Genomic DNA, 25,483 nt, shown 5'->3' with positions numbered 1-25,483 from the left:
AATTAAATAATGCATTGAATTTAAAGTGTTTATTTAATTGGCATGGTCTGTGTAATAACAAAATAACGAAAGCAGTTATTGGGGTTGTTATGAGCAGTATTTTTTTAGGACAGGTTAATTATTCAGTGAAGTCTAATTCTCTGTATTACCGTTTGCTATCTCATGCAAATAAGATGCTATGTATTAGCGTATTTGGGGTGTTGATTACGTTGTTAATAAGTTATCCCTATGCAGGCTACTTTTCTATACCGGTACAAATTTTTGCACACATTAGCACGATTGTCCTCGCGGCGATTGTCAAAGTGAGTTACGTACTGCGCTGTGTGGCGCAGCATGGACTGGGGCAGGAGGTGCGCTAATGAAGCCCATAAACTTAGCCGAACCTATGCCAGCGCAGGTCGCATTTCATCAGGTATCACAATGGTCATTATGGATGTTGGCATTTAGACCCTTTTTTTTAGCTGGTGGATCACTAGCGTGTTTATCTGTGGGTTATTGGTTACTTATTTTAAGTGGCGATGCACAGTGGTATTTAGTTATGCCTGCTAATTTGTGGCATGCACATGAAATGTTATTTGGTTTTGCGGGCGTGGTTGTGGCTGGCTTTTTACTTACTGCAGCACAAACATGGACCGGTGTTGCAAGTATTAACGGTAAACCATTGATGTGGCTTAGCCTAATATGGCTTAGTGCACGGCTTAGTTTTTTTGTAGTTGTGCCTAGCATTGATCAGTTTAATGTTTATGCGGTACTGATTTTACAAGTTGTTTGGTGGCTCTCGGTAATCATAGTGTTAGCCAGCATGTTGATAAAAGCGAGCAGTAAACGCAACTACTTGTTTTTATTTATTCTTTCATTTTTATGTACGCTCAATATGTTGTATTTAATACTAGTGCTAAAAAACCAAACGCAGCTAGCGCTTGTAATGGTTGATACCGCAGTACTGGTTATAAGTTTGTTGGTGGGGGTTGTAGCTGGGCGTGTATTACCCTTTTTTACTGCCAAAGGGCTGGGCTTATCTAAGCAGGTACGCACACCAAACATAGATAAAGCTATTTTATACTTATCGGTATTGGCGATAGCATTATTTTTTATTAGTAAATTATTTTTCACTGTAATTAACCCGGCACTAGTTGTGATGAGTGCAGCGTTTTTGCATTTAGTTCGCGGTGTTTGCTGGTGGAACAAGCAAGTCCTAAAAGTCCCATTATTATGGTCGTTACACTTTGCGTATTTAGCTTTAGGTATAGGTTTAATGTTAGTGGCAATCAGTTTTTATAGCAGTGCAATACTGTTTAAAGACGCGCTGCATTTTATCACTATTGGTGGTATCGGCATGATGATTTTAGCCATGATGACACGGGTATCACTAGGACATACCGGTCGCTCACTTAGTATTCCTGGTTTTATGAATCTTGCATTTGTATTGGTGTTTAGTGCCGCAATTATTCGTGCTTTTCTCCCGTCTTTTATTGGGCCACACCTAGCTTGGCAGATCAGTGCTGTGCTTTGGTTACTGGCCTTTTTATTATTTTTAATTCACTGCACTCCTATATTAACGCGGCGTCGTGTTGATGGGCGTCGTGGTTAGTTCACCCATAGGAAACCAAAATGTTATCTGAAAAAACTATTGAGATTGTAAAAAGTACAGCTCCATTACTTGCAGAAGCGGGCACAGCCGTCACCGATCATTTTTATAAGCGCATGTTTAGCCATAACCCGGAACTTAAACATATTTTTAATATGACTAACCAAGAAACGGGTCGTCAGCAATTTGCATTATTTAATGCCTTGGCTGCGTATGCGCAAAATATTGATAATTTAGCCGTGTTAAAAGAGGCATTAGCTAGAATTAACCATAAGCATACCAGCTTGAATATTTTACCCGAACACTACCCTATTGTAGGGGCGCATTTGATCGGCACACTTAAAGAGCTTATTCCTGATCAGTTTACAGCTGATGTTGAATACGCATGGCGAGAAGCTTATAACCTACTGGCTGATATTTGTATTACCGAAGAAGCAGCGTTGTATACACACAGTAAAAATAATCATGGTGGCTGGGTAGGTACACGGAAGTTTGAAATTACTCATAAACATGTTGAGTCTGAATTTGTAACCAGCTTTATCCTCACACCTTTAGACGGCAAAGCTGTTATTTCCCACAAGCCAGGACAATATCTTGGCATTAAAGTTAAGCCTGAGGGGGCAGAATATGAAGAGATCCGCCAGTATTCTATTTCGCAAAAGAGCAATGCTAAAAACTATCGTATTAGCGTTAAAAAAGAGTGCCAACCACAGCCTGGCGTGGTGTCTAACTATTTACACTCACTAGAGCAGGGCGCACGAGTAGAGCTATACCCACCAGCAGGTGATTTCTTTTTGAAAGATGCAACAAGCCCCGTTGTGCTTATTTCTGCAGGTGTTGGCCAAACCCCAATGATGGCTATGCTGCAAACGCTATTGAGCGACAATACTAATCAAGCGATTAGTTACTTACACGCGTGTGAAAATAGCTTGGAGTATTCATTTAAAGACTACCTAGCTCAGCAAACGGCTATGCATCCACAACTAAAAACCTTAACCTGGTTTAATCAAGGTGGTGGGGGATGTGATTACACAGGTCTTATGGATTTATCTGTGCTTGAAGCATCACTGCCTATTAGCGAAGGGGCATTTTATTTGTGTGGACCAGCTTCATTTATGGCTTATGTAAAAGGCCAACTACTTGACTTAGGTGTACAGAGCTCGAATATTCATTACGAAATATTTGGACCACACCAAGCATTATAAACATAAGTTACAGCTTTTTACTGTCGGTTTTTGCGGCATAAGCTTGTTGTTGCCACGCATTAAACAGCTTTTGTTGTTGATTTGATATTTTTAAACCATAAGTTTTTTGCATGTAAGCGTATGCATCGGCAATACGTTTACGTGCATAAACCGGAGGCTCTATAACGCGTTGTTTAAAATTAACCTTAACCTCACAGCGACCATATTGATTAGCATTTTGGGCTAACATGCCAAAGCGATAGTTTGAACGATCAGCGTTAATTTCACCGATTGCGGGAGCTAAATTGTTAATATCAGCTTCCATCATGCGAAACTTTGCACTTACTTTACGGCAATTTTTACGTCCACCATCTTGCCAGCATTGTAACTGATGACCGAACTCCCAAGCGGGTACAATATGTTCCCATTCTATTCGCAGAGCGCGTTGGTTCACGTTACCTGAACGGGTAAATGTGTTGCGTGGCACATAACCACAATGGGTTGCATCGGGTACTAACTTTTTGCCTTTACGTTTTATGTCGCAACCACAATAGATACTTTTTGCATTGGTTGGTAAGGTTTTAATTAAGTGTTTTTTAGCACTGGAAAAACGAGTAAATTGCTCAGCATTAATAGTAAAGCTGATAACGCAAAGCAATAACGCAAAAATAAAATGCGGCATATCCTATCACTTTAGTGAACTACAGGAGCCGCGATTTTAAAGAGAATAACCTAAATGGTAAATCAGTTTTCTGTACAACCTGCTTAAAAACTCAGGATAGCTTACGTTTTCTTGTTCTTAATCGGATGTTTTGCAGTAATAAAATAAAACCAGTAAAACTAAAAAACACACTGCTGGCAGCAAAGCTAATGAGTAACGGGTTGTTAAAATCCTCGCGCTCATCGTAATCCATAATGTGTAGCATCCAAAAGAAGTCAAACACTCGCCAAATATCACTGCGAACAGTAATCACTTTACCTGTGTCTGATGACAAATAGAGGGTGGTGTTAAATGTATCGTTAAATTTCACTTGCCATATATTTGTTTTATAACCGCTTTCTCGTGGGCTTGTAGCTAATAAAGCAGCGCTTACTCGTTGAGCATTAATAAGTAAGTGTGCGTGTGCATTAGCAATTATTTGCTGTTTGTTAGGTGCTTTAAATGGTTGCCCGGTAATGCCATTAAAACTTTGTTGGTTACCGGCACTGGTTACAGTTATAAGTGGGGTGGATAAAAAATGCGTAAAGATTATTTTAGTCGGGTTGGTTACTTGGGATACGATATCATCAATTGATGCGACGTAATCATGGCTTTTAAAGGGGTTGGTTAGGGTGCGTGTTGCTAGGTGATTACCATGTACTTTTTCAAGCGGAATAGCGCTCATAATTAAACCGCCAAGCAACCAAGCTAAAATTTGTAAACCTAATAAGTAGCCCAACCATTTATGAAGTTTACGTACTGGTTTAAATATTTTTTTCATAGGTGTTTATCTTATTACTTTTAATAAACATTTTACGCGAATGGTAGGCAGGGTGGGTGCGACAAAATGTCGCACTAGTGCATTCAAATTGAGTTTCAGCACAATAGTGCTAATAGTAAGTCGCAATAACATCCTAAAATAAGAGTATTAACTGATAAAGTGTCTATTTATAGGGTGTTGATTTGGTATAACGATAAAACTGCGTTAAAGTTTGCAAGGTAACCATTAGAGGATAAATACGAAACAATGTCGGAAATTCAATTTTTAAATGTAGATCTCGAGCTTGAGTCAAAGCAAGATATTAGCGTATTAGTTGCTGATTTAAAAAAGGTCGCAACCATTTTACATTATGATAAAGACGAATACCGCCAACTGGCACGCATCGAAGTAGCTGGTGAAATAACCACACCCGATAAAGCAATTAATCATTTATGTGAGCTAATTGAGTCGTGTTCACGCAATGCATTAAAGCAATGGTTAAGTTGTTCTCGTAGAACCTTTGATATGGGGTTTGAGTCGGGTACGTCGCCAAAATGTTTTAATCAGGCCCTACATGCAGATACCTTGTTACGCATATCTGCAATTGGCGCAGGCATAGAAGTTACTATTTACCCTCTGGAAAAGTAATTTAACCTTTTCGTTCGACTACTGCTGCGGTCATTCTTGATACGCAGCAAAGCTCATTGCGGCTATTGGTTATTTTAATATCCCAAACCGAGCTGCGTTTACCTATATGATAAGCTTTTGCGGTAGCCGTTAATGTGCCGTTGCGTGACGCTTTTAAGTGACTGGCGCTTATCTCTTGCCCAACACAATAAAATCGACTGAAATCAACTACAAAGTTAGCGGCATAACTTGCTACGGTTTCAGCAAGCACTACATTGGCACCACCATGCACTATACCCATAGGGTTATGATGCTCTGGAATTGCCGGCATAGTGGCCACTAAGTAATCGTCACCAATTTCACTGATTTCAATTCCCATGGTCTTCATGAGCGTGCCTTGGCCAGTGATCCCTTGATCTAATTGCTTACAAAACTCTAATGTAATTGGTTGATGCCAAATGCTCATACTCGCTCCTAAAAGAATGTTTAAAAATATAAAATTGAGCTCATATTAAGGTGAAATTTAAATCTTGTCGTGAGTGATAGCAAATAAAATTTTTTTAGCTTAATTTAAGCAGGTCGCCATACTACGACGCCTGCTTATGTAGCTTGCTTATTATTGGTAACTAGCGACCAGTTCTACATTATTATAAGCATCAAAGCCTTTGAGCATGACAGAGTAATTTCCACTGCGAGTATCACTGCAGCTCTCATTATTGCCATTTCTATATGGGCGACAATCAAAATTATTTGTGGATGCCGTTTCGTTAAATTTTACATATATATCAGCATCACCACTACCACCTGATGTTCTAAAAGTAACTTGTGTTGCTTCACTTGGTACTACAAATGTAAATAATTTTTCGCTATTCTTTGCACCATTAACCATAATTGCTTGGTTATTTTGGAGTACATTGTCACCAGGAATTGGGGGGGTTGAAGATCTAAAGTTTGCAATAATAGGGTTAGTTAAGTTTAACACTCTGGCATTGTCATGTTCTGCCGAAGTCCCCATTACATCTCCATTGTATGATTTATTAGGGTTCGACCAGTAATTAATACGTGTACAATTACCTGGACAATTATATGCCATCACTGAACGCCATTGCGATTGAGGTTGTTGGTAACCATGTCCAAATGAATAAGGAGTTGTTGAAGGATCGTTTTCTGGATTATGGCGAGCGCCTTGTAAGTGCCCAATCTCATGACCAAAGGAGTAGTAGCCTGTCGCACAATCATAATCGACCATAGCAAAAGCGCTTTGAGCATTAGCGCCAATGGCTTTGGCCTGGCCACAGTAACCATTGACATCATTTACTAATATAACTACATCTGCACCGAATTGATCGCGTAATGTATGTGCTTCATCCATATAACCATCGTTCTTAGCTGCTAAACGATTTAAATCAGTACTTGAGTTTGCAGCTTCAGTATAATTAATTTGGCTCATGTGGGCTATGCTAACAACTGCGTTGACGCCTGAGTTTTGATAACCTTGGTTGGTTTCAACAATCGCAAGATCAATTAAGCTATTTATATCCCCTGATTTTTGAGCTGCTGCTGGGGTATATAAAACTAATAAACTAATATTACTTTGCGTTTCGTTAGCCATTACCGATTGAGTGTTTTGAGCTGTTAAAATTTGTTCACTCATAAACTCCAAGTTATTAGACTGTTTATAGTCGGGAGCATGTTCAGCTGGCTGCTTTTGGGGATCTAATTCAATGAAATTATGACCAGAGTGCCTATTTGGTTGTAATTTATATATCTGTTCACCTACTTTTACAGTACCCGAAATGCCTTTTGCAGATTTAATAAGTGTTATTTCGTCATCTTCTAAACTTTTACCAATCCAAATTAAGCTTCCCGTTGCTGACAAACTTGTTGAACTTTTTATAAATTCAATGTCGTTACCTTTAACAGGTAAAAGAAAGGTATTTGTGCTATTTGTGAGCTCAAAAAGAGGCTGGCCAAACTGTAATTGATTACTTGTTTGTGTGGCCACGCTTTGTGGCTCATTAATATATTGCACTTCAAAAAGCGGAACTTGAGCTTGTGTATAGCCGCTGAATAGGAGCCCAATAAATAAAGGTGAGTATTTTTTCATTTCATAGTCCTTTTACATTTGTTTTGTCCACATAAAGTGTACACGGTAATATTTTTATTTCAATTAATTAACATTAGCGCTCATTAAAATTAACCATTGTTGTAAATTTTAAGATACATTTTTTATTTTTACTGTTGATGGGTTGCTTTAATCAGTGCAAAAATAATTTTAAGTAGTTAAGAGCGGGTTATATTCTTAGTGCGATAAGCTAATTATTATCAGTGGAGCTAACTTAATTTATATTTGCGATTTTAAAATAACTGTATATACTCACAGTTAATTGTACTGTATGGAAAACCAGTTGTATGCGACCATTAACGAAACGCCAAGCGCAAATACTCGAACTTATCAAAGTGTTTATTAAAGATACTGGTATGCCTCCTACACGTGCCGAAATTGCACAAACACTGGGTTTTAAAAGTGCGAATGCTGCAGAAGAACATTTAAAAGCACTGGCTAAAAAAGGTGTGATTAAAATGAAGCCGGGCGCGAGTCGGGGCATTCAGCTTGTTGAAGAAGAAGAGCCAGAGCAACTGGGCTTACCTTTAATTGGTCGAGTTGCTGCGGGTGAGCCAATATTGGCGCAACAGCATGTAGAAAGCCACTGTAAAATTGACCCTTTAATGTTTAAACCTGCGGCTGATTTTTTACTGCGCGTTAACGGCATGAGCATGAAAGATATTGGCATTATGGATGGCGACTTACTCGCTGTACATAAAACTCAAGTAGCTGAAAATGGTCAGGTTGTTGTTGCTCGAGTGGATGATGATGTTACGGTTAAACGTCTAGAAAAAGCCGGCAGAAAAGTATTACTGCATGCTGAAAATGACGAGTTTTCAGCCATTGAAGTTGATTTGGAAAATGAATCTTTCAATATTGAAGGTTTAGCGGTGGGTGTTATTCGTAACGCTGATTGGATGTGATAGTTAAGCATAACCTAGCGCTTAATATTGATTAGGCGCTGTTTTTACATGCATTATTTTTGTACGATATTGCTTGTGAATCGCTTTTTGTTATTTTTAAAAATCGCTAAATATTGTTATAAACAAACAAATTTATTTTAGGGTCTGTTGACCTTTCAAGGTTGAATTTGCAGCAGTCTGTTTGGTATTTAGGCAAGACAGAGCCTATGTGGTGTGGTTATTCCCCATAAATAGGCGATAACGCAGCATCAATGCCAAACAGGCGCTGCCCGAAGGATTCTGCCTAGGGGCGATTTACTCTTTGTTGCTCGGTTTTGACTTAGCCCACTAGGTTACAAACCTCGCGCCGCGATTAAACCGCCCCTAGTTTGAACAAATTTTAATCCGCAAAGGTCAACAGACCCTAGTTATTTTTAAATCATAAAATTTTATATTTTTTCCGCTGTTATTCAAGCTACCCCTTACTAACCCTGACTTTGGGATTAATTACCTCATTAATTGCTATTTTCTTTGCTGCACTTTTTTAAGTAACCTCTTGTTTATTTTTCATACTCACCTTGCTTATTGTTTATTTTTTAACTAGTTATTAAAGAGCTGGAATAAAAATAACTCACAGCCTAGTCGTTTTGAGCACACACATTTAGTAACTCCAGCACCCTTATAAAAAATAAAAATAACGAATGGGCGTTTAAGCCGTATGCCTCTTCGCTTTGCGTCAGCAATAGCATCAAAGGAGCCGTCACATGGGTAAGCTGAGTTCTTCCTTGTGGCTTATATTGTTAGTTTTTTCGCAAAATGTGCTTGCTAATAGCCAATATAATATGCGTAAAGGCGTAACTGATATAAGTAATAATGTATACCAACTGCACATGACCATATTTTTAATATGTTGTGTGATTGGGGTGATCGTGTTTGCCATTATGTTTTGGGCACTCATCCATCATCGCAAGTCTAAAGGGGCTGTCCCTGCCCAGTTTCATGAAAGTACCAAAGTAGAAATACTCTGGACTGCCATTCCTTTTGTCATCTTAATTGTTATGGCCATTCCTGCGACTAAAACGTTAATTGCGATGGAGGATGCCAGCAAAGCTGATATCACCATAAAAATTACTGGATCACAGTGGAAGTGGCATTACGAGTATATGGGGGAGGACGTTGAGTTTTATTCAATGTTAGCGACTCCTCAAAATGAAATAACGAATCTTGCCGATAAAAACCCGAATTATTTACTCGAAGTAGATAAGCCACTAGTGCTACCGATTAACCAAAAAGTTCGTTTTTTAATGACTTCAGATGATGTAATTCACTCATGGTGGGTACCTGATTTTGCAGTTAAAAAAGATGCAAACCCTGGGTTTATTAACGAAACATGGACCAATATTAATGAAGTAGGTACTTACCGCGGGCAGTGTGCAGAGCTGTGTGGTAAAGATCATGGCTTCATGCCTGTTGTGGTAGAAGCAAAAACAGAAGAAGACTTCAAAACGTGGTTGGCAGAAGCTAAACAAGCTAAACAAAAAGCGGCTGAAGCAGACGCTGCGTTATTAGATCAAGTGGTACCAAAAGAGGAGCTGATGGCTCTTGGTGAGCAAGTTTATATGGCGAGCTGTGCAGCGTGTCATCAACCTACAGGTTTAGGTTTGCCGGGTGTTTTTCCAGCACTTAAAGGCAGCCCAATAGTTATAGGTGATATCAAAGGTCATATCGATATCTTACTTCATGGTAAACCAGGTACAGCGATGCAGTCTTTCGCAAAGCAATTATCTATTAAGCAGATAGCAGCCGTTATTACTTATAAGCGTAACGCATGGGGTAATGACACCGGAGAGGTAATTCAACCAAGCGAAATACAAGCGGCACTGGATGCTGATGGGGAGGCTAAATAATGAGTAGCATTGCAGAACAACCTAATTCCAATGAGGCTCATCATGGCCATCAACCTTCAACAGGCTTTAAGCGCTGGTTATTTACAACCAACCATAAAGATATCGGAAGCTTATATTTAATTTTTTCTCTCACCATGTTTTTGATTGGTGGAGCAATGGCCATGGTTATTCGGGCTGAGTTATTTCAGCCGGGTTTACAATTGGTTGATCCTCACTTTTTTAATCAAATGACCACAGTGCACGGTTTAATCATGGTGTTTGGTGCAGTAATGCCTGCATTTACTGGATTGGCAAACTGGATGATTCCGTTAATGATTGGTGCGCCAGATATGGCATTACCGAGAATGAACAACTGGAGCTTCTGGATTTTACCATTTGCGTTTTTGATTTTGTTAGCGTCACTGTTTATGCCTGGTGGCGGTCCTGCATTTGGGTGGACCTTTTACGCTCCGCTTTCCACCACTTATAGTAACGACAACACAGCAATGTTTGTATTTGCGGTACATATAATGGGTATCAGTTCGATTATGGGTGCCATTAATGTGGTGGTCACCATAGTGAATATGCGTGCTCCGGGTATGACATGGATGAAACTGCCGTTATTTGTGTGGACATGGCTGATCACGGCTTTTTTACTTATTGCAGTAATGCCGGTACTTGCTGGTGCAGTTACTATGGTACTCACCGATAAATACTTTGCGACCAGCTTCTTTGACGCCGCTGGTGGTGGCGATCCGGTAATGTTCCAGCATATATTTTGGTTTTTTGGTCATCCTGAAGTTTATATTATGATTTTGCCTGCCTTTGGCATTATCTCTACGATTGTTCCTACTTTTTCACGTAAAAAACTATTTGGTTATGCCTCTATGGTGTACGCCACTTCTTCGATTGCCTTGTTGAGCTTTATTGTGTGGGCGCATCATATGTTTACCACAGGTATGCCCGTGGCGGGTGAGTTGTTTTTTATGTACGCGACTATGTTGATATCGGTACCTACCGGCGTAAAAGTATTTAACTGGGTAGCAACTATGTGGCGTGGCTCTATTAGCTTTGAAGTGCCGATGCTGTTTAGTATCGCATTTATTGTGCTGTTTACTTTAGGTGGTTTTTCGGGATTGATGTTGGCGATCACACCTGCTGATTTTCAATACCACGACACCTACTTTGTAGTTGCACACTTCCATTATGTGCTGGTGACGGGCGCGGTATTTTCTATTATGGCGGGGGCTTATTATTGGTTGCCAAAATGGACCGGAAATATGTTCAATATTACTTTGGCAAAATGGCATTTTTGGTTGTCCTTGGTAAGTGTAAATGTGCTGTTTTTCCCAATGCATTTTGTGGGGTTAGCTGGTATGCCACGTCGAATTCCAGATTATGCACTGCAGTTTGCTGACTTTAACGCCATTATTAGTATAGGTGGGTTTGCCTTTGGTTTATCGCAATTACTGTTCGTTGTTGTTGTGTATAAATGTGCAAAAGGGGGCGATAAAGTGCCTGCAAAAGTTTGGGATGGGGCAGAAGGGCTTGAATGGGACGTTGATTCACCAGCGCCATATCATACGTTCTCAACGCCGCCGGACATTAAATAATGACTCACTTGCCGTTATTAAAAAAGCTGGTGGTTATTTGCATTGCAATGTTTGCTTTTGCATTTGCCATGGTACCTATATATGACGTGTTTTGCGATATAACCGGGCTTAATGGTAAGCCCTCGCTAGAACAAGCACAGCAAAGTACCTTGGTTACTGAGAATAGAGAAGTCAGCGTTAGTTTTACCACCCATGCCCAAAGTGGTGCGCCTTTTGAGGTTAAATCTAAAGAATACAGTGTAGATGTAAAACCAGGGGCCATGCGTGAGGTTATGTTTAGCGCTAAAAACAACAGTAATGAAGACAAAGTGATGCAGGCTATCCCCTCGGTAGCACCGGGCAAAGCAGCTAAATATTTACACAAAATAGCGTGTTTTTGCTTTGACCAGCAACCTTTGAAGGCTGGCGAGGAGTTAGAGTTTAAATTACTTTTTTATGTTGATACTGAGTTACCCAGTGATGTGGAGGAGTTAACTCTGTCTTATACCGTATTTGATATTAGCGAGAAGTTAGTAGCCAGTAATAACTAGCTTATAAAACTAGTGAAAAACTAGGAGCAAATGAAATGAATCAAAAATATGAACATTATTATGTACCTGATCAAAGCCCATGGCCAATAGTTGGCGCAGTGGCGCTATTTTTTATTGCGGTAGGGGCAGCCTTAACAGTTATGGATATGGGTAAAGAGGGAGGCAGTGGTATTTACATACTGTATGTGGGTATTGCCGTATTGCTTTATATGCTGTTTAGCTGGTTTAAAAATGTGATTGAAGAGTCGCATCAAGGTTTATATTCTGCCCAAATGGATCGCTCATTCAGGCAAGGTATGAGCTGGTTTATTTTTTCAGAAGTCATGTTTTTTATGGCCTTTTTTGGCGCCCTTTTTTATGCTCGCATGTTCTCTGTACCTTGGCTTGGAGGCGCCGATAATAACGCCATGACTAACGAAGTGTTATGGCCTACTTTTGAGGCTGTGTGGCCATTGTTAAATACCCCTGGGGGCACCACGACGCAAGCAATGGGCTGGCAAGGGTTACCACTGATAAATACCCTTATTTTATTAGCGTCGTCGGTAACTCTGCATTTTGCTCATGTAGCGATGGAAAATAACAAACGTACTCCACTTAAGGTGTTTTTAGGCGTAACTATTTTGCTGGGAGTATGCTTTTTAGGGCTCCAAGTAGAAGAATATATTTATGCTTATAATGACCTTAATTTAACCCTTGATGCGGGAATTTACGGTAATACCTTCTTTTTGCTAACCGGTTTTCACGGTATGCATGTCACCTTAGGTACCATTATTTTATTAATCGTTTTCCTACGGATTTTAAAAGGCCACTTTACAAAAAATAAGCACTTCGCGTTTCAAGCTGCGGCGTGGTACTGGCATTTTGTTGATGTTGTTTGGCTATGTTTGTTTGTTTTTGTATATGTACTGTAGTGGGCAAAGGTGATTGATTTGCCGTAATTAAACCGAGCTTTAGTGCGGCAATTACCATCACTAATACCACAACAGAAAATAACACCCGACGCCCTAAAAAGTGAGACATGGGGCGTCCATTGGTTTTTCCCGACACCATAATAAATAAAGCACGAAATAAATTAAACAATATAAATAATAACAGTAGAACAATAATAATTTTAATAATCACTGGATTTACCCTATGCAGTTAGTTGTATTTAACAAACAAAAGCTTAGCTCAATAATCACAGTTTGCCTGGTTGTTATTGTGGTATTAGTTTGTATGCGTTTAGGGTTTTGGCAATTACAGCGCGCAGATCAAAAGCAACAACAGCTTAATGCCATTGAAAATATTCAACAGCAAGGAGTTATGAGCTGGGCACAGTTGCAACAACTGCCAAAAGAGTGGAATAAAACCGGGGTATTAGTTTCGTTGAGTGGTTATTTTGATACCAATAATTATTGGCTGCTCGATAACCAAATTTATAATGGTCAGGTTGGTTACGACTTACTGACATTATTAAAATTACCTGATGAGTCGCGCTTTTTATTAGTTAATTTAGGTTGGGTAAAAGCTGGCCGCTCAAGAGAAATCCTACCAAACGTGACAATACCTAGTGGTAAATTTACGTTAACGGCACAAATTAAAGAAGATAATTTAAGTGGCTTTACCTTAGCTAATAGCAATACTCAGTCAGATTTAGCTAAACGAATTCAAATCATTGATCTGCAATCACTCAGTAGCCAATCTCAGCGAACTTTAGTGGATTTTATGGCCTATCGCCAAGGCGGTGAAGATGAGATTGCTGCTCCCCATTATGAAGCTGTTGTGATGAGTCCAGAAAAACACTATGCCTACTCAGTGCAGTGGTTTTTAATTGCGATTGCCTGTGTGGTAGTTGCTATTTTTGCAAGCAAGAAGAGGATAGATAATGAAAAATAAACCCCTGTTGCTCTTTGTTGTATGCTGCGCTATCCCTTTAGTGCTGGCTTACAGCGCGTTAAAACTTGATTGGCTACCTACAGCAATTACTAACCACGGTGAATTTTTAGAGCGTGAAATTAAGCTAGACAATTGGCAGCAGCATAATCCAAAACAATGGACTATTGCTTTAAATTATTCAGCACAATGCGAAGAGTCTTGCTCAGAGCAGCTCGCCGCTTTAGATAATTTATATGTTGCCCTTGGCAAAAATCAACACAAAGTAGATATGGCGATAATGGGGAGACCCAAAGCTGCGAAGCCGCATTGGCATATGATTGCTGAACAACAGCAGTTAAAACCCGCGAGTTTGTATTTAATCGACCATATGGGACTGATTGTGTTGGAATATCCATTTAACCCTCAACCACAAGAAAACCGTTTGATACAAAAGGGGTTATTGAAAGATCTAAAAAAATTACTTAATTACTCTCGATCAAGCTAAGTAGAGGCTGCTATGTATAAAAATTATAAAAATTTGGTATTAGCAACGAGTTTATTCGCACTAATTGTGGTAGCTCTAGGCGCATATACACGCTTAAGTGACGCAGGGCTTGGTTGCCCCGATTGGCCTGGTTGTTATGGCTTTTTAACCGTACCAAAACATGAAGCTGAGATTGCGCATGCGATTCAAAGCTACCCCGATATGATATTTGAAACAGCAAAAGCATGGAAAGAAATGATTCATCGCTATTTTGCTGGCACGCTCGGAGTATTAATTTTAGTGTTGTTTATTTTGGCTTTTGTAAAACGCCAGTATCCAACTACGCCTGTAAAATTACCGATGCTACTGCTTTTGCTTGTTATTTTTCAGGCCGCGCTAGGTATGTGGACGGTGACTATGAACCTGCAGCCGTTAATTGTGATGGGGCATTTACTCGGAGGGTTTAGCATTTTGGCGTTATTAACGTTGTTGTACTTAAGGCTGACCAGTCAGCCTATTACGGGTGGGGACGCAGGTGCAAAACCTCACTTTAAACTAAGCTTGGTGGCGCTCACGGTACTTATTTTACAAATCGCCTTAGGTGGCTGGTTAGCGGCTAATTATGCCGCGCCACATTGTAATGGTTTGCCGCTATGTAGTTATGCTCAGCCATTTTCGCTCAGTAGTGTTTTTCAGCTACCGTTAGAGCACAGTAATTATGAGTTTGGCGTGTTGTCACAACAAGCGCGTATGTCTATTCATTTACTGCATCGTATGTGGGCACTGGTCACTTGTATTGTGTTGGCACTTGTTATGTGGCGTATATATAGCCATGCCTATTCACAAAAAATTAAAAGCTGCACAGTGAGTGTATTGGTAGCGTTATTTTGCCAGATAGCGTTGGGGTTAGCAGTTGTGTACTTTCACTTCCCAATTAGTGTTGCGCTGGCGCATAATTTAATGGCTGCCATACTGTTATTAACTATGGTTAGGTTATGTTATTACCTAAAAGTACGTACTTAAAGGGGAATCGTTATGGCACTTACAATTAACAAAAAAGCAATGCAGCCCGTTTATAGCCCATCGTTATTGACTAAAAGTTATCATTTAATCCAAGATTATTTGGCAATCAGTAAATTTAAAGTAGTGGCTATGCTGGTGTTAACGGCATGGGTGGGCTTAGCCCTCGCCCCTGACGTTGGCAGAGGTGTTGGGGTTCAGTTCATAAGTTTATTAGGGATTGGTTTACTCTCTGCGGCAGCTGCCGTTATCAATCATGTGGTTGATAGTGAAATTGATAGTAAAATGGCACGTACACGCCACCGCCCAGTCGCCAAAGGGCGCTTAAGTAAATTACACGCATTGAGTTTTGCTGCTGTTATTGGCGTGGCAGGGTTTATTATGTTGATGTTGTGGGCAAATACACTCACTGCCATACTTACCTTATTTGCACTTGTTGGTTACGCATTTATTTATACGTCGTTTTTAAAACGCGCCACGCCACAAAATATAGTGATTGGTGGTTTGGCTGGCGCCATGCCACCTTTACTTGGTTGGGTGTCTGAAACCAATCAAATGGCAGCCGCTCCTTGGTTGTTGGTTATGATTATATTCACATGGACTCCTCCGCATTTTTGGGCGTTAGCAATCGCGCGTAAAAGTGATTACGAACGCGCTAAAATCCCTATGTTACCTGTGACCCATGGAATCGAATTTTGTAAAACCTGTGTGCTCGCATACTCAGTGCTATTAGCCATTGTGTGCGTACTCCCTTATTTGATAGGTATGTCGGGGCTTATTTATTTAAGCGGGGCATGTATCCTCAATGTGGTATTTATATACAAAGCAATTAACTTAAAATTTGCCGCTAAAGAAGACACCGCAATGGATTTATTTCGTTTTTCGATTGTTCATTTAATGATACTCTTTGTTATCTTATTTATAGATAAATGGCTAGTTATATGAAGCAGTTATGGTGTGGGTTAATTGTTTTTTCGGTGCTTTTTTTATCGGCATGTGGTGATAAAAAAAGTTTACAGGATCTTGATGCATTAGTGTACGAAACAGCAAAACCGTTATCTGATTTTTCGTTGAATGATCAACAGGGGGAGTTAGTAACCAAACAGCAGTTTTTGGGTCAATGGAACTTAGTTTTTCTAGGCTACACAAGCTGCCCTGATATTTGTCCAATGACGCTTGCTAAGCTCAACAATGTCTATAAAAACTTACAAGCTAATTATCCCCTGCAGGTGTGGTTTATATCTGTTGATCCTAAACGAGATATTGCTCAAAGGCGTAAAGAGTACATAGATTATTTTAACCCTGACTTTTTAGCTGTATCTGGGGAGCATAAAGACCTATTTCCATTTGTACGTGAGTTGGGATTAATTTATGCAATTAGTGATAGTGATGAATCTGACTACGCGGTGGATCATAGTGCATCGGTTGCACTTGTTGATGGCAGTGGCGCACTAAGAGCTATTTTTAAGCCTGAATTTAAACAAGGAGATGTGCCTTTGGTTAATACTACAAAATTAACGGCAGAATTTATTGAAATTGCAGATTTTTACAAAAACTAGCTTTTAATGACTTAACGATTTTAGAGGGGCTTTGTGCCCCTTTTTACGTTTTTTAACAGCTAATTTTAATTAATTAGTTATTTTTTAGTCGTTTTTATGGCGTTTTCATTATCTCGGTCTAAGCTTTTGGTATGGATCGAGTTGATAAGGAAAAGCTTAAAAATGCTTAAACTACCAAATGAACTTTCAATTGTTCAAGTTGACGTTTTACATCAAGATTTATTAAGCGAACTTAATAACAGCCGAGATATTTGTCTGGATATTAGCGATGTTATGTCTGCTGATACCGCCTCGGTTCAACTTCTTTGTGCCCTACAAAAACACCTTCTTACTATTAATCAAAAAATTGCCTGGGTTGGCAGCAGTGACGCATTAAAAAATGTCATTGAACAACTCGGTTTAAGTGAATATTTAGCTTCAGAAAGTACTAACTAGAGGTTTATATGAAAAGAATTTTAGCTGTCGATGATTCTGCATCAATGCGCCAAATGGTGAGCTTTACGTTAAAAACAGCAGGGTTTGATGTTACCGAAGCCAAAGATGGCAGCGAGGCATTAGCCATTGCCAAGCAACAAGGTTTTGATGCAGTTATTTCTGATGTAAACATGCCAATTATGGATGGGATCACGCTTATTAGAGAGCTAAGAGGGCTACCAGATTACAAGTTTACACCGCTGCTTATGTTAACTACAGAGTCGGGGATGGATAAAAAAGTAGAAGGTAAAGCTGCAGGGGCAACAGGATGGATTGTAAAACCTTTTAATCCAGATCAGCTATTAGCCGTGCTAAAAAAAGTAATCCGTTAACTTAGGAGTGCACTGTGAGTATTGATTTAAGCCAGTTTTTTGAAGTGTTCTTTGAAGAGAGTTTTGAAGGCCTCGATATCATGGAGACTGAATTACTCAACTTAGTGCCAGGCGAAGAAGACTTAGAAACCATTAATACTATATTTAGAGCTGCTCATTCAATAAAAGGGGGCAGTGCTACTTTTGGATTTAACTCAATTGCAAATTTTACCCATGTATTAGAAACATTATTGGATCAAATTCGTGAAGGTGAGCGCAATATAACTAGCGAGCACATTAATTTATTACTTAAATCAGTGGATTGCTTAAGGGCTTTGCTAAGTTCGCTAAAGGTACAGGAAGAACCAGATTTAGCCCAAGCAGATACTTTACGAGAGCAGTTCGAGAAATTACTAGGTATGCCAGCTGGTGAAGAACAAGGTGAAGAAACACATCATGAACAGGTTATAGTTAATACTTACCAGATTGATTTTAAGCCACATTTTCATCTATTTAAAACCGGTAATGAACCTTTGTTTATGATCAGCGAATTAGCCGAGCTTGGTGAGTTAGAAGTACAGGTATTCACCGATGCCATACCTGATATTAAAGAATTATCCAGCGATGAGTGCTTTTTATATTGGCGGTTTTTCTTAAACACTGAGCGAGATGAGCAAGCCATTAAAGAGATTTTTGAATGGGTTGAAGATGATGCAGATATTAAAATTGAGCTATGCGGTGGCTTATTTAATGATGCTAAAGCCGGATCAGAAGAAGTAATTAACGAATCGGCTGTTGTGGAGGAAGCTCCCCAAATTGCTGAGCAACCCAAAGCAAATAAAGCAAAGGCAGTTGCCAATGCGCCCAGCGCAAAAGCTGCACCAGAATCAACCTCTATTCGAGTTGGTATCGATAAGGTTGACTCATTAATTAATATGGTGGGCGAGTTGGTTATTACCCAAGCAATGTTAAATCAGCTTAGCGAACAGGAAATGACAGCTACTGCAGTAACCTCGCTTCAAGAGGGATTAGCACAACTAGCGCATAATACTCGAGACTTACAAGAAAACGTGATGCGTATTCGTATGCTGCCAATTAATTTTGTGTTTAGTCGCTTTCCACGTTTGGTGCGTGATATTGCTCAAAAGCTCAATAAAGAGGTGGAGCTAAAGCTGATCGGAGAGCAAACCGAGTTAGATAAAACTGTGATGGAAAAAATATCTGATCCTATGGTGCATTTAGTAAGAAACTCACTGGATCATGGTATTGAAACTGTTGAAAAGCGTATTGCAGCAGGTAAAGATCCTGTGGGTAAGGTTACATTAAATGCTTTTCATCAGGGAGGAAATATCGTCATTGAAATTATGGACGATGGCCAAGGCCTTAACACCCAAAAGATTAAAGAAAAAGCGATTGCCAACGAACTTATTGCTAGCGATAGCGAGTTAACAGATGATGAAATTAACGAACTTATATTCATGCCAGGGTTTTCTACTGCTGATGAAGTAAGTGACTTATCTGGCCGGGGTGTGGGTATGGACGTGGTGAAACGCAATATCCAATCATTAAATGGCTCGGTAGAAGTGACATCCGCTGCTGGAATTGGTTCTACCTTTACTATTCGGCTGCCGCTTACTTTGGCTATTTTAGATGGGCAATTGGTTAAAGTAGCCAAGCATACTTACATTATTCCACTGATCTCGATTGTAGAATCGCTGCAAATTGATATTGCAAAAGTAAGCCGTGTTGGAAAAGACCTAGATGTCCTCAGATTACGTGATGAATACATTCCTATTCTGCGTTTATACGAGATTTTTAACCATCAAGATGCGATTGAATCATTAGATAAGACCTTATTGGTTGTGGTGGAAAACGACAATCAAAAAGTAGGAGTGCTCGTTGATGATTTACTTTCACAACAACAGGTGGTTATAAAAAGCTTAGAGGCTAATTACCACAAAGTGGACGGAGTTTCTGGGGCAACTATTTTAGGTGATGGTCGCGTTTCGTTAATTTTAGATATTAGCGGTTTGATTAAGCTTTCAGGGTTAAAAAAGCCTGGCAGCCAAGCATTGAGTATTGAGCCATCAGCGACTCTGGAGGATACATGTTCTCTGAATCAATAGCATTAAATAGCAATATTGAGCTGCAGCGCAAAGAGGGGATTAAGCAGTTTCTTACCTTTATTATGGCTGAAGAAGAATACGGAGTAGATATATTAACGGTGCAAGAAATCCGCAGCTGGGAAGACATAACCGCACTGCCAAATGCCCCAGATTATGTAAAAGGCGTTATTAATTTACGCGGCACTATAGTGCCCATTATTGATTTACGCTTAAGGTTTGGCTTACCCACTATCGCCTATGGGCCATTAACAGTAGTGATTATTGTAAAAGTAGAGTTTGAGCAAGAAAGTAAAGTAATGGGTATTACGGTAGATGCAGTGGCTGATGTTTATAGCATTGCAGAGCAAGATGCTAAAGCTGTGCCGAGTTTAACCCAAACTAATGAGAGTGAATATGTAGCAGGGTTAGTCAATGTAGGCGAAAAAATGGTCGCCCTAATTGATTTGCCAGCAACCATGGATATTTAGCGGTAATAGTAACTAAATAAAGTAAATAACTTAAAGGTGGTGATAAGCATGGGATGGTTTAGTAATTCAAAACAGTCTAAATCAAGCAATGATTTGATCATAAATGCATTGCATAAATCATTAGCAATAATTGAATTTGAGCCTAATGGAAGAATAATTACTGCCAATGTTAATTTTCTTCGTGTAATGGATTACTCACTTGCTGAGGTTCAAGGTCAGCACCACTCTTTATTTGTTAGTCCTAGCGAAGCGGAAAGCGATGAGTACCATCAGTTTTGGCAGCGATTGAGCGCGGGTGAATTTATTTCAGATGAATTTAAGCGGTTTGGAAAAAATGGTAAAGAAGTATGGATACAAGCCACGTATAACCCTGTTATAGACTCTCAGGGGCAAGTAATTAAAGTGATTAAGTTTGCTACTGAGATCACTTTGCAAAAATTAAAGGCAGCCGAAGCGGCCGGACAAGTTGCAGCAATAAATAAGTCGCAAGCGGTAATCGAGTTTGACTTAGATGGCACAGTGATTAATGCCAACAAGAACTTTTTAGCCACGTTTGGCTACCAACTTGATGAAATACAGGGTAAGCACCATCGTTTATTTGTTGCACCTGAGTATGCAAATAGTGCGGATTATCAAACTTTTTGGGCCAAACTGGGTAGAGGTGAATACGACCGAGGTGAGTATTTACGATTTGATAAACAAGGCCGTGAAATTTGGATTAATGCTTCTTACAATCCCATTTATGATATGGACGGAAAATTAATAAAAATCATAAAATACGCAACGGACATTAGCGAACAAAAAGAACTAGAAAAAACCTCTAAAAAAACTGCCGACTTAGCCAGCGCCCTAAAAGTATGCCAAGCGAATGTGATGATTGCTGATAATGACTTAAACATTATTTTTGTCAACGAACAAGTTAAGCAAATGCTAAAAGCACGCGAAAGAGATTTGCAATCGGTATTACCTAACTTTGCTGTAAGTGACTTAATCGGCACATGTGTTGATGATTTTCATCAACATCCAGCGCATCAGCGCGAGCTATTAAAAAAATTAGATGCGCCCCATAAAGCGACACTTAAATTAGCTGGTCTTATTTTTGATTTAATTGCTTCGCCATGGTTTAACGAAGAAGGAGAGCGCTTGGGAACAATTGTTGAGTGGCAAGATATTACTGATGAAGTATTTAAGGCCGATGCAGAGCGTGCCAGAGCACAGGAGAACTTACGTGTTCGCCGAGCGTTAGACACTGTAGCAACAAACACTATGATTGCAGATGCATCGAATGTGATTGTTTATATGAATGACGCGGTGAAAAATATGATGAGCAATGCTCAAAATGATATACGCATTGATTTACCTAACTTTGATAGCAAAAATCTACTGAATCAAAATATTGATATTTTTCATAAAAATCCAGCCCATCAGCAAAATATGTTGGCTAAGTTAACGGATACCTACAACACTGAAATTAAAGTGGGAGGCAGAACCTTTGGCTTAGTTGCTAACCCAATTATTACGCCAGACGATGAGCGAATTGGAACTGTAGTTGAATGGGAAGACAGAACAGCAGAAGTAGCCATAGAAAAAGAGGTTGCTCAGCTGGTCAGTGCCGCAAGTAAAGGAGAGTTAAATAGCCGTGTGGTTGAGCAAGGAAAGGATGGCTTTTTCCTACGTTTAGCTCAAGGTCTTAATAGTTTAGTTAAAGTGGTTGACGAAGCGGTAACTGATACTGGCAATATGCTTGATGCCATGGCTACTGGTGATTTATCTAAACGGATCGAAAAACAGTATCACGGCTCGTTTGAAAAACTGAAAACAGATGCAAATGCGACAGCAGATAAGCTAACTGAGGTTATTAATCGAATTAACACATCAGCCACTTTGGTGGCCAGTGGAGCAGAAGAGATTTCACAAGGTAATGCTGATCTAAGTCAGCGCACAGAGGAGCAAGCATCATCATTAGAGGAGACGGCTTCTAGTATGGAAGAGATGACCAGTACGGTTCGTCAAAATGCTGATAATGCCAAGGTGGCTAATGACTTAGCTGAAGAAACCTGTGATAAAGCAGTTCAAGGTGGCGAGGTTGTGAATAAGGCCGTAACCAGTATGTCTGCAATTAATGAATCGAGTAAAAAAATTGCTGACATCATAGGTGTAATAGACGAAATAGCATTCCAAACAAACCTACTAGCTCTCAATGCTGCTGTAGAAGCTGCAAGAGCAGGTGAGCAAGGCCGAGGTTTTGCGGTTGTTGCGGGTGAAGTGCGTAACTTAGCTCAGCGCTCAGCTGGTGCAGCTAAAGAAATTAAAGAGTTAATTAGAGATAGTGTTGGCAAAGTTGCTGATGGTAGCGCTCTTGTAAATGAATCAGGTGTGACGTTACAGGAGATTGTGGTGTCGGTGAAACGTGTGACACAAATGATAGCTGATATAACTCAGGCTTCTGAAGAGCAAAGTGCAGGGATTGAGCAAGTAAATAAAGCTGTATCGCAAATGGATGAAATGACTCAGCAAAATGCGGCATTGGTTGAAGAGGCATCGGCTGCAGGTGAATCTATGGCAGAGCAGGCTAATGAAATGCGCCGTTTACTGCACTTCTTTTCACTAGGGCAGCAAGATATGGCGGTGGTATCGCCCACCATTCGCACCCCTGAAATAACGCATAAGCAAGAAAATAGCTTTGTTAATAACAAAAGCAAAGGTGAAAACTTTGTAGACTCAGCTGAAGAGTGGGAGGAGTTTTAACCCTATTTTAGATGGTTCAAACAATGAGGTTAGTTTGAATCTATCTTTATATTTATTTGAGAGTGCATAATGAAAGAGTTTTTATTAACGGATAGCGATTTTAAGGAAGTGGCTCATTTAGTGTATAACGCTTGTGGTATTGTGCTTGGGGAGCATAAGCGTGAAATGGTTTACTCACGATTAGCAAGGCGAATTCGTGAGCGTAAATTAACAAACTTTTCTAGTTACCTAGATTACTTAAAAAATCATAAGGATCAGGAGTTTGATGCATTTATTAATGCCATTACTACCAATCTAACCTCTTTTTTTCGTGAAATTCATCACTTTGAGTTTATAAAAGAGCAGTTTATACCAACGCTGTTAAAAACAAATAAACAGACTAAGCGCGTTCGCATTTGGTCTGCTGGCTGCTCTACCGGTGAAGAGCCCTACAGTTTAGCTATGACGTTACAAGGGGCTTTTCCAAGTGATTGGGATGTGAAAATTTTAGCAACTGATCTTGATTCTAATGTATTAGCTAAAGCTCAGAGCGGTATTTATACTGCGGCAAATGTGAATGGATTGGATGATGCACTGCTCAAGCGCTGGTTTTTAACTAGCAAAGACGGTCAAAGTTATAAAGTGAAACCCAAGCTACAGCAATGTATTTCATTTAAGCGTTTAAACTTACTCCAAGATTGGCCTATGAAGGGTCCATTTGATTTGATCTTGTGCAGAAATGTAGTGATTTACTTTGATAAAGAGACAAAGGATCAGCTTTTTAACCGTTATGCCGATATTTTAAATAACCAAGGTTATTTATTTTTAGGGCATTCAGAAACCATGGGAAAAGAGCATGTCTTATTTAAAAACTTAGGGAAAACCATGTATCAAAAAGTAGCCCATGCAAACACAATTTAAGCCAGTATTAGCGGGATTTGAGCATATTAAACGTTATTGGGATGCCACGCGAGATCAAGTGGTCGCTAAGGTATTGCCAGGTGAATTTTATGTTTCTAAAAACGATGAGCTGATCACTACCGTGCTCGGATCGTGCATTGCTGCCTGTGTTTACGACGATAAGCTAGGCATAGGCGGGATCAATCACTTTATGCTACCTATTCAAAAAGGTGAACGAATTGACCAAGCGCATAGTTTAAATTGTCGTTATGGTAACTGGGCTATGGAATATTTAATTAATGAAGTGCTTAAAAATGGCGCTTCTCGGGCAAACTTAAAAGTAAAACTGTTTGGGGGAGGCAAAATAATTAGCGCAATGACAGATATTGGTATTGGCAATATCAGTTTTGCCAATGCATATATAGCAGAAGAAGCGCTAAACTTAGTGGCGCATGATATGGGCGGACCTTGGCCGCGCAAAATATTTTTTAATCCTCATAATGGAAAAGTACAGGTTAAAAAGCTAAGAAATTTACATAATAACACTATTGAAAAACGTGAAGTGCGTTACTTACATAATCTTGAACAGCAAACTAAAGCCACGGATATAGAACTGTTTTAAGGATGGCTATGATTAGAGTATTAATAATTGATGACTCGGCACTGATCAGGCAATTACTGACAGAGATACTGCAACAGGCAAAAGACATTGTGGTAGTGGGCTGTGCACAAGACCCATACGAAGCCAGAGAGATGATCAAAAAGCATAATCCGGATGTACTAACACTGGATGTTGAAATGCCAAAAATGGACGGCATTAGCTTTTTAAAAAACTTAATGCGCTTAAGGCCTATGCCCGTAGTAATGATTTCCACTCTTACTCAAAAAGGCTCACCTATCACCCTTGAAGCGCTTGAACTGGGGGCGGTTGATTTTATTGCAAAGCCAGTAGTTAATGTTAAACAACAAATGAGCCAATATGCTGATATTGTTCAGCAAAAAGTAAGAGTAGCGGCCAGTGCGCGAGTTCGAGGCCACAAAAAAAATAGTACTGTAGCAGAGCCTATCCCCACTAATGCCGAATTTTTAGTAAATAAAGTGATAGCGATTGGTGCGTCAACAGGGGGAACCGAGGCGATAAAAGAAGTGCTTATACGTATGCCCAAAAATTGCCCTCCAATTGTAATTACTCAGCATATTCCTCCCGTATTCAGCACCTCATTTGCAGAGCGGATGCAGCGTACTTGTACTATTAACGTAAAAGAAGCCCAGCAAGGTGATAAATTGCTAGCAGGTTGCGCTTATATAGCCCCGGGTGGGCTTCATTTACGAATTAATAAACAAGGTAGTGCTTTGTATTGTCAGCTTGATGATGGAGAAGCTGTTAATAGACATAAACCCGCGGTGGATGTTTTATTTGACTCATTACTGGAAATTGGTGCAAAACATATTGTTGCCACACTATTAACCGGTATGGGAAGTGATGGTGCAAAAGGATTGCTCGCATTAAAGCAACAAGGTGCATACACACTTGCGCAAGATGAGTATTCGTCTGTGGTATGGGGTATGCCCAAAGCTGCTATTGATATGGGGGCAGCAAATGAAGTCGTACCGCTGGAGAAAATGACCCAGCGGTTATTAAATCAAGTTATAAAAAAGTAAAA

Annotated in this window: 26 protein-coding genes; 21 read left to right on the top strand and 5 right to left on the bottom strand. The window is 39.7% G+C overall.

Going from position 1 to position 25,483, the window contains the following annotated elements; all coding sequences use genetic code 11:
- Window positions 1–358 precede the first annotated feature (358 nt).
- Both FHG08_RS02905 and hmpA read left to right on the top strand, forming a co-directional pair.
- A complete protein-coding gene (locus FHG08_RS02905) occupies window positions 359–1,591 on the top strand; it encodes an NnrS family protein (RefSeq protein ID WP_178956746.1) in 1,233 nt (410 codons plus the stop codon).
- Window positions 1,592–1,611: 20 nt separating this feature from the next.
- Window positions 1,612–2,793: an NO-inducible flavohemoprotein gene (hmpA, locus tag FHG08_RS02900; protein WP_138608374.1), complete on the top strand. Its 1,182-nt coding sequence runs from the start codon at window positions 1,612–1,614 to the stop codon at window positions 2,791–2,793.
- 7 nt (window positions 2,794–2,800) lie between these two features.
- Here the strand turns inward: hmpA and FHG08_RS02895 are convergent, their stop codons facing one another.
- Window positions 2,801–3,454 carry an endonuclease gene (locus tag FHG08_RS02895; RefSeq protein ID WP_138608372.1) on the bottom strand — a complete coding sequence of 218 codons (654 nt, stop codon included), beginning with the start codon at window positions 3,452–3,454 and terminating at the stop codon, window positions 2,801–2,803.
- A gap of 91 nt (window positions 3,455–3,545) precedes the next feature.
- Window positions 3,546–4,253, bottom strand: coding sequence for a hypothetical protein (locus FHG08_RS02890; RefSeq protein WP_178956745.1), 708 nt, complete (start codon window positions 4,251–4,253; stop codon window positions 3,546–3,548).
- Window positions 4,254–4,499: 246 nt separating this feature from the next.
- On the opposite strand from FHG08_RS02890, the gene FHG08_RS02885 reads away from it, so the two are divergent.
- On the top strand, window positions 4,500–4,880 hold the full coding sequence (locus FHG08_RS02885; protein ID WP_008114170.1) for a hypothetical protein: 381 nt from the start codon (window positions 4,500–4,502) through the stop codon (window positions 4,878–4,880).
- A gap of 1 nt (window position 4,881) precedes the next feature.
- Here FHG08_RS02885 and FHG08_RS02880 read toward each other — a convergent pair whose 3' ends face one another.
- On the bottom strand, window positions 4,882–5,325 hold the full coding sequence (locus FHG08_RS02880; RefSeq protein WP_138608368.1) for a PaaI family thioesterase: 444 nt from the start codon (window positions 5,323–5,325) through the stop codon (window positions 4,882–4,884).
- A 150-nt stretch (window positions 5,326–5,475) separates the two neighbouring features.
- A complete protein-coding gene (locus FHG08_RS02875; RefSeq protein ID WP_178956744.1) occupies window positions 5,476–6,966 on the bottom strand; it encodes a M12 family metallo-peptidase in 1,491 nt (496 codons plus the stop codon).
- Window positions 6,967–7,271: 305 nt separating this feature from the next.
- Here FHG08_RS02875 and lexA point away from each other — a divergent pair, with 305 nt between their 5' ends.
- The 5 genes from lexA to FHG08_RS02850 all read left to right on the top strand — a co-directional run bounded on the left by lexA (window position 7,272) and on the right by FHG08_RS02850 (window position 12,808).
- Window positions 7,272–7,889 carry a transcriptional repressor LexA gene (gene lexA / locus FHG08_RS02870; protein ID WP_010392379.1) on the top strand — a complete coding sequence of 206 codons (618 nt, stop codon included), beginning with the start codon at window positions 7,272–7,274 and terminating at the stop codon, window positions 7,887–7,889.
- A gap of 743 nt (window positions 7,890–8,632) precedes the next feature.
- Window positions 8,633–9,775 carry a cytochrome c oxidase subunit II gene (gene coxB, locus FHG08_RS02865; protein WP_054202822.1) on the top strand — a complete coding sequence of 381 codons (1,143 nt, stop codon included), beginning with the start codon at window positions 8,633–8,635 and terminating at the stop codon, window positions 9,773–9,775.
- A complete protein-coding gene (gene ctaD, locus FHG08_RS02860) occupies window positions 9,775–11,367 on the top strand; it encodes a cytochrome c oxidase subunit I (RefSeq protein WP_178956743.1) in 1,593 nt (530 codons plus the stop codon). Before coxB ends, ctaD begins: the two co-directional genes overlap by 1 nt.
- Entirely contained in the window at window positions 11,367–11,897 is a 531-nt protein-coding gene (locus tag FHG08_RS02855; protein WP_010392384.1) for a cytochrome c oxidase assembly protein, read from the top strand. The genes ctaD and FHG08_RS02855 overlap by 1 nt, the downstream gene beginning before the upstream one ends.
- Window positions 11,898–11,932: 35 nt before the next feature.
- Window positions 11,933–12,808: a cytochrome c oxidase subunit 3 gene (locus FHG08_RS02850; protein ID WP_008465600.1), complete on the top strand. Its 876-nt coding sequence runs from the start codon at window positions 11,933–11,935 to the stop codon at window positions 12,806–12,808.
- Here the strand turns inward: FHG08_RS02850 and FHG08_RS19145 are convergent.
- A complete protein-coding gene (locus FHG08_RS19145) occupies window positions 12,708–13,019 on the bottom strand; it encodes a DUF2909 domain-containing protein (protein WP_024602178.1) in 312 nt (103 codons plus the stop codon). The genes FHG08_RS02850 and FHG08_RS19145 overlap by 101 nt on opposite strands.
- A 12-nt stretch (window positions 13,020–13,031) precedes the next feature.
- On the opposite strand from FHG08_RS19145, the gene FHG08_RS02840 reads away from it, so the two are divergent.
- The 13 genes from FHG08_RS02840 (at window position 13,032) to FHG08_RS02780 (ending at window position 25,481) form a co-directional block, all read left to right on the top strand.
- A complete protein-coding gene (locus tag FHG08_RS02840; RefSeq protein ID WP_178956742.1) occupies window positions 13,032–13,772 on the top strand; it encodes an SURF1 family protein in 741 nt (246 codons plus the stop codon).
- Window positions 13,762–14,256: a transmembrane cytochrome oxidase associated protein gene (locus FHG08_RS02835; protein WP_178956741.1), complete on the top strand. Its 495-nt coding sequence runs from the start codon at window positions 13,762–13,764 to the stop codon at window positions 14,254–14,256. The genes FHG08_RS02840 and FHG08_RS02835 overlap by 11 nt, the downstream gene beginning before the upstream one ends.
- A 12-nt stretch (window positions 14,257–14,268) precedes the next feature.
- Complete coding sequence (locus tag FHG08_RS02830) at window positions 14,269–15,258, top strand: heme A synthase (protein WP_131691802.1); 990 nt, start codon at window positions 14,269–14,271, stop codon at window positions 15,256–15,258.
- 12 nt (window positions 15,259–15,270) lie between these two features.
- Window positions 15,271–16,200, top strand: a complete 930-nt coding sequence (gene cyoE, locus FHG08_RS02825; RefSeq protein WP_178956740.1) for a heme o synthase — start codon at window positions 15,271–15,273, stop codon at window positions 16,198–16,200.
- Window positions 16,197–16,814 (top strand): SCO family protein, encoded by a 618-nt coding sequence (locus tag FHG08_RS02820; RefSeq protein WP_178956739.1) that lies wholly within the window; start codon window positions 16,197–16,199, stop codon window positions 16,812–16,814. The genes cyoE and FHG08_RS02820 overlap by 4 nt, the downstream gene beginning before the upstream one ends.
- Before the next feature lie 162 nt (window positions 16,815–16,976).
- Window positions 16,977–17,249, top strand: a complete 273-nt coding sequence (locus tag FHG08_RS02815) for a lipid asymmetry maintenance protein MlaB (protein WP_138608351.1) — start codon at window positions 16,977–16,979, stop codon at window positions 17,247–17,249.
- A gap of 8 nt (window positions 17,250–17,257) precedes the next feature.
- Window positions 17,258–17,620 (top strand): response regulator, encoded by a 363-nt coding sequence (locus FHG08_RS02810; RefSeq protein WP_008115349.1) that lies wholly within the window; start codon window positions 17,258–17,260, stop codon window positions 17,618–17,620.
- Between the two features lie 14 nt (window positions 17,621–17,634).
- Window positions 17,635–19,725 (top strand): chemotaxis protein CheA, encoded by a 2,091-nt coding sequence (locus FHG08_RS02805; RefSeq protein WP_178956738.1) that lies wholly within the window; start codon window positions 17,635–17,637, stop codon window positions 19,723–19,725.
- Window positions 19,707–20,192 (top strand): chemotaxis protein CheW, encoded by a 486-nt coding sequence (locus FHG08_RS02800; protein WP_138608347.1) that lies wholly within the window; start codon window positions 19,707–19,709, stop codon window positions 20,190–20,192. Before FHG08_RS02805 ends, FHG08_RS02800 begins: the two co-directional genes overlap by 19 nt.
- Before the next feature lie 48 nt (window positions 20,193–20,240).
- Window positions 20,241–22,940, top strand: coding sequence for a methyl-accepting chemotaxis protein (locus FHG08_RS02795; RefSeq protein ID WP_178956737.1), 2,700 nt, complete (start codon window positions 20,241–20,243; stop codon window positions 22,938–22,940).
- A 69-nt stretch (window positions 22,941–23,009) separates the two neighbouring features.
- Entirely contained in the window at window positions 23,010–23,840 is an 831-nt protein-coding gene (locus tag FHG08_RS02790; RefSeq protein ID WP_131691797.1) for a protein-glutamate O-methyltransferase CheR, read from the top strand.
- Window positions 23,824–24,441 (top strand): chemoreceptor glutamine deamidase CheD, encoded by a 618-nt coding sequence (gene cheD / locus FHG08_RS02785; protein ID WP_138608343.1) that lies wholly within the window; start codon window positions 23,824–23,826, stop codon window positions 24,439–24,441. Before FHG08_RS02790 ends, cheD begins: the two co-directional genes overlap by 17 nt.
- Window positions 24,442–24,449: 8 nt before the next feature.
- Window positions 24,450–25,481, top strand: a complete 1,032-nt coding sequence (locus tag FHG08_RS02780; RefSeq protein ID WP_306171945.1) for a chemotaxis response regulator protein-glutamate methylesterase — start codon at window positions 24,450–24,452, stop codon at window positions 25,479–25,481.
- The last annotated feature ends 2 nt before the right edge of the window (window positions 25,482–25,483 follow it).

Origin of the sequence: Pseudoalteromonas sp. Scap03, from assembly GCF_013393115.1 — a bacterium.
Taxonomy (GTDB): Bacteria; Pseudomonadota; Gammaproteobacteria; order Enterobacterales; family Alteromonadaceae; genus Pseudoalteromonas.
Note: the sequence above shows the minus strand (reverse complement) of the source record. Positions and strands in the feature narration are given on the sequence as shown.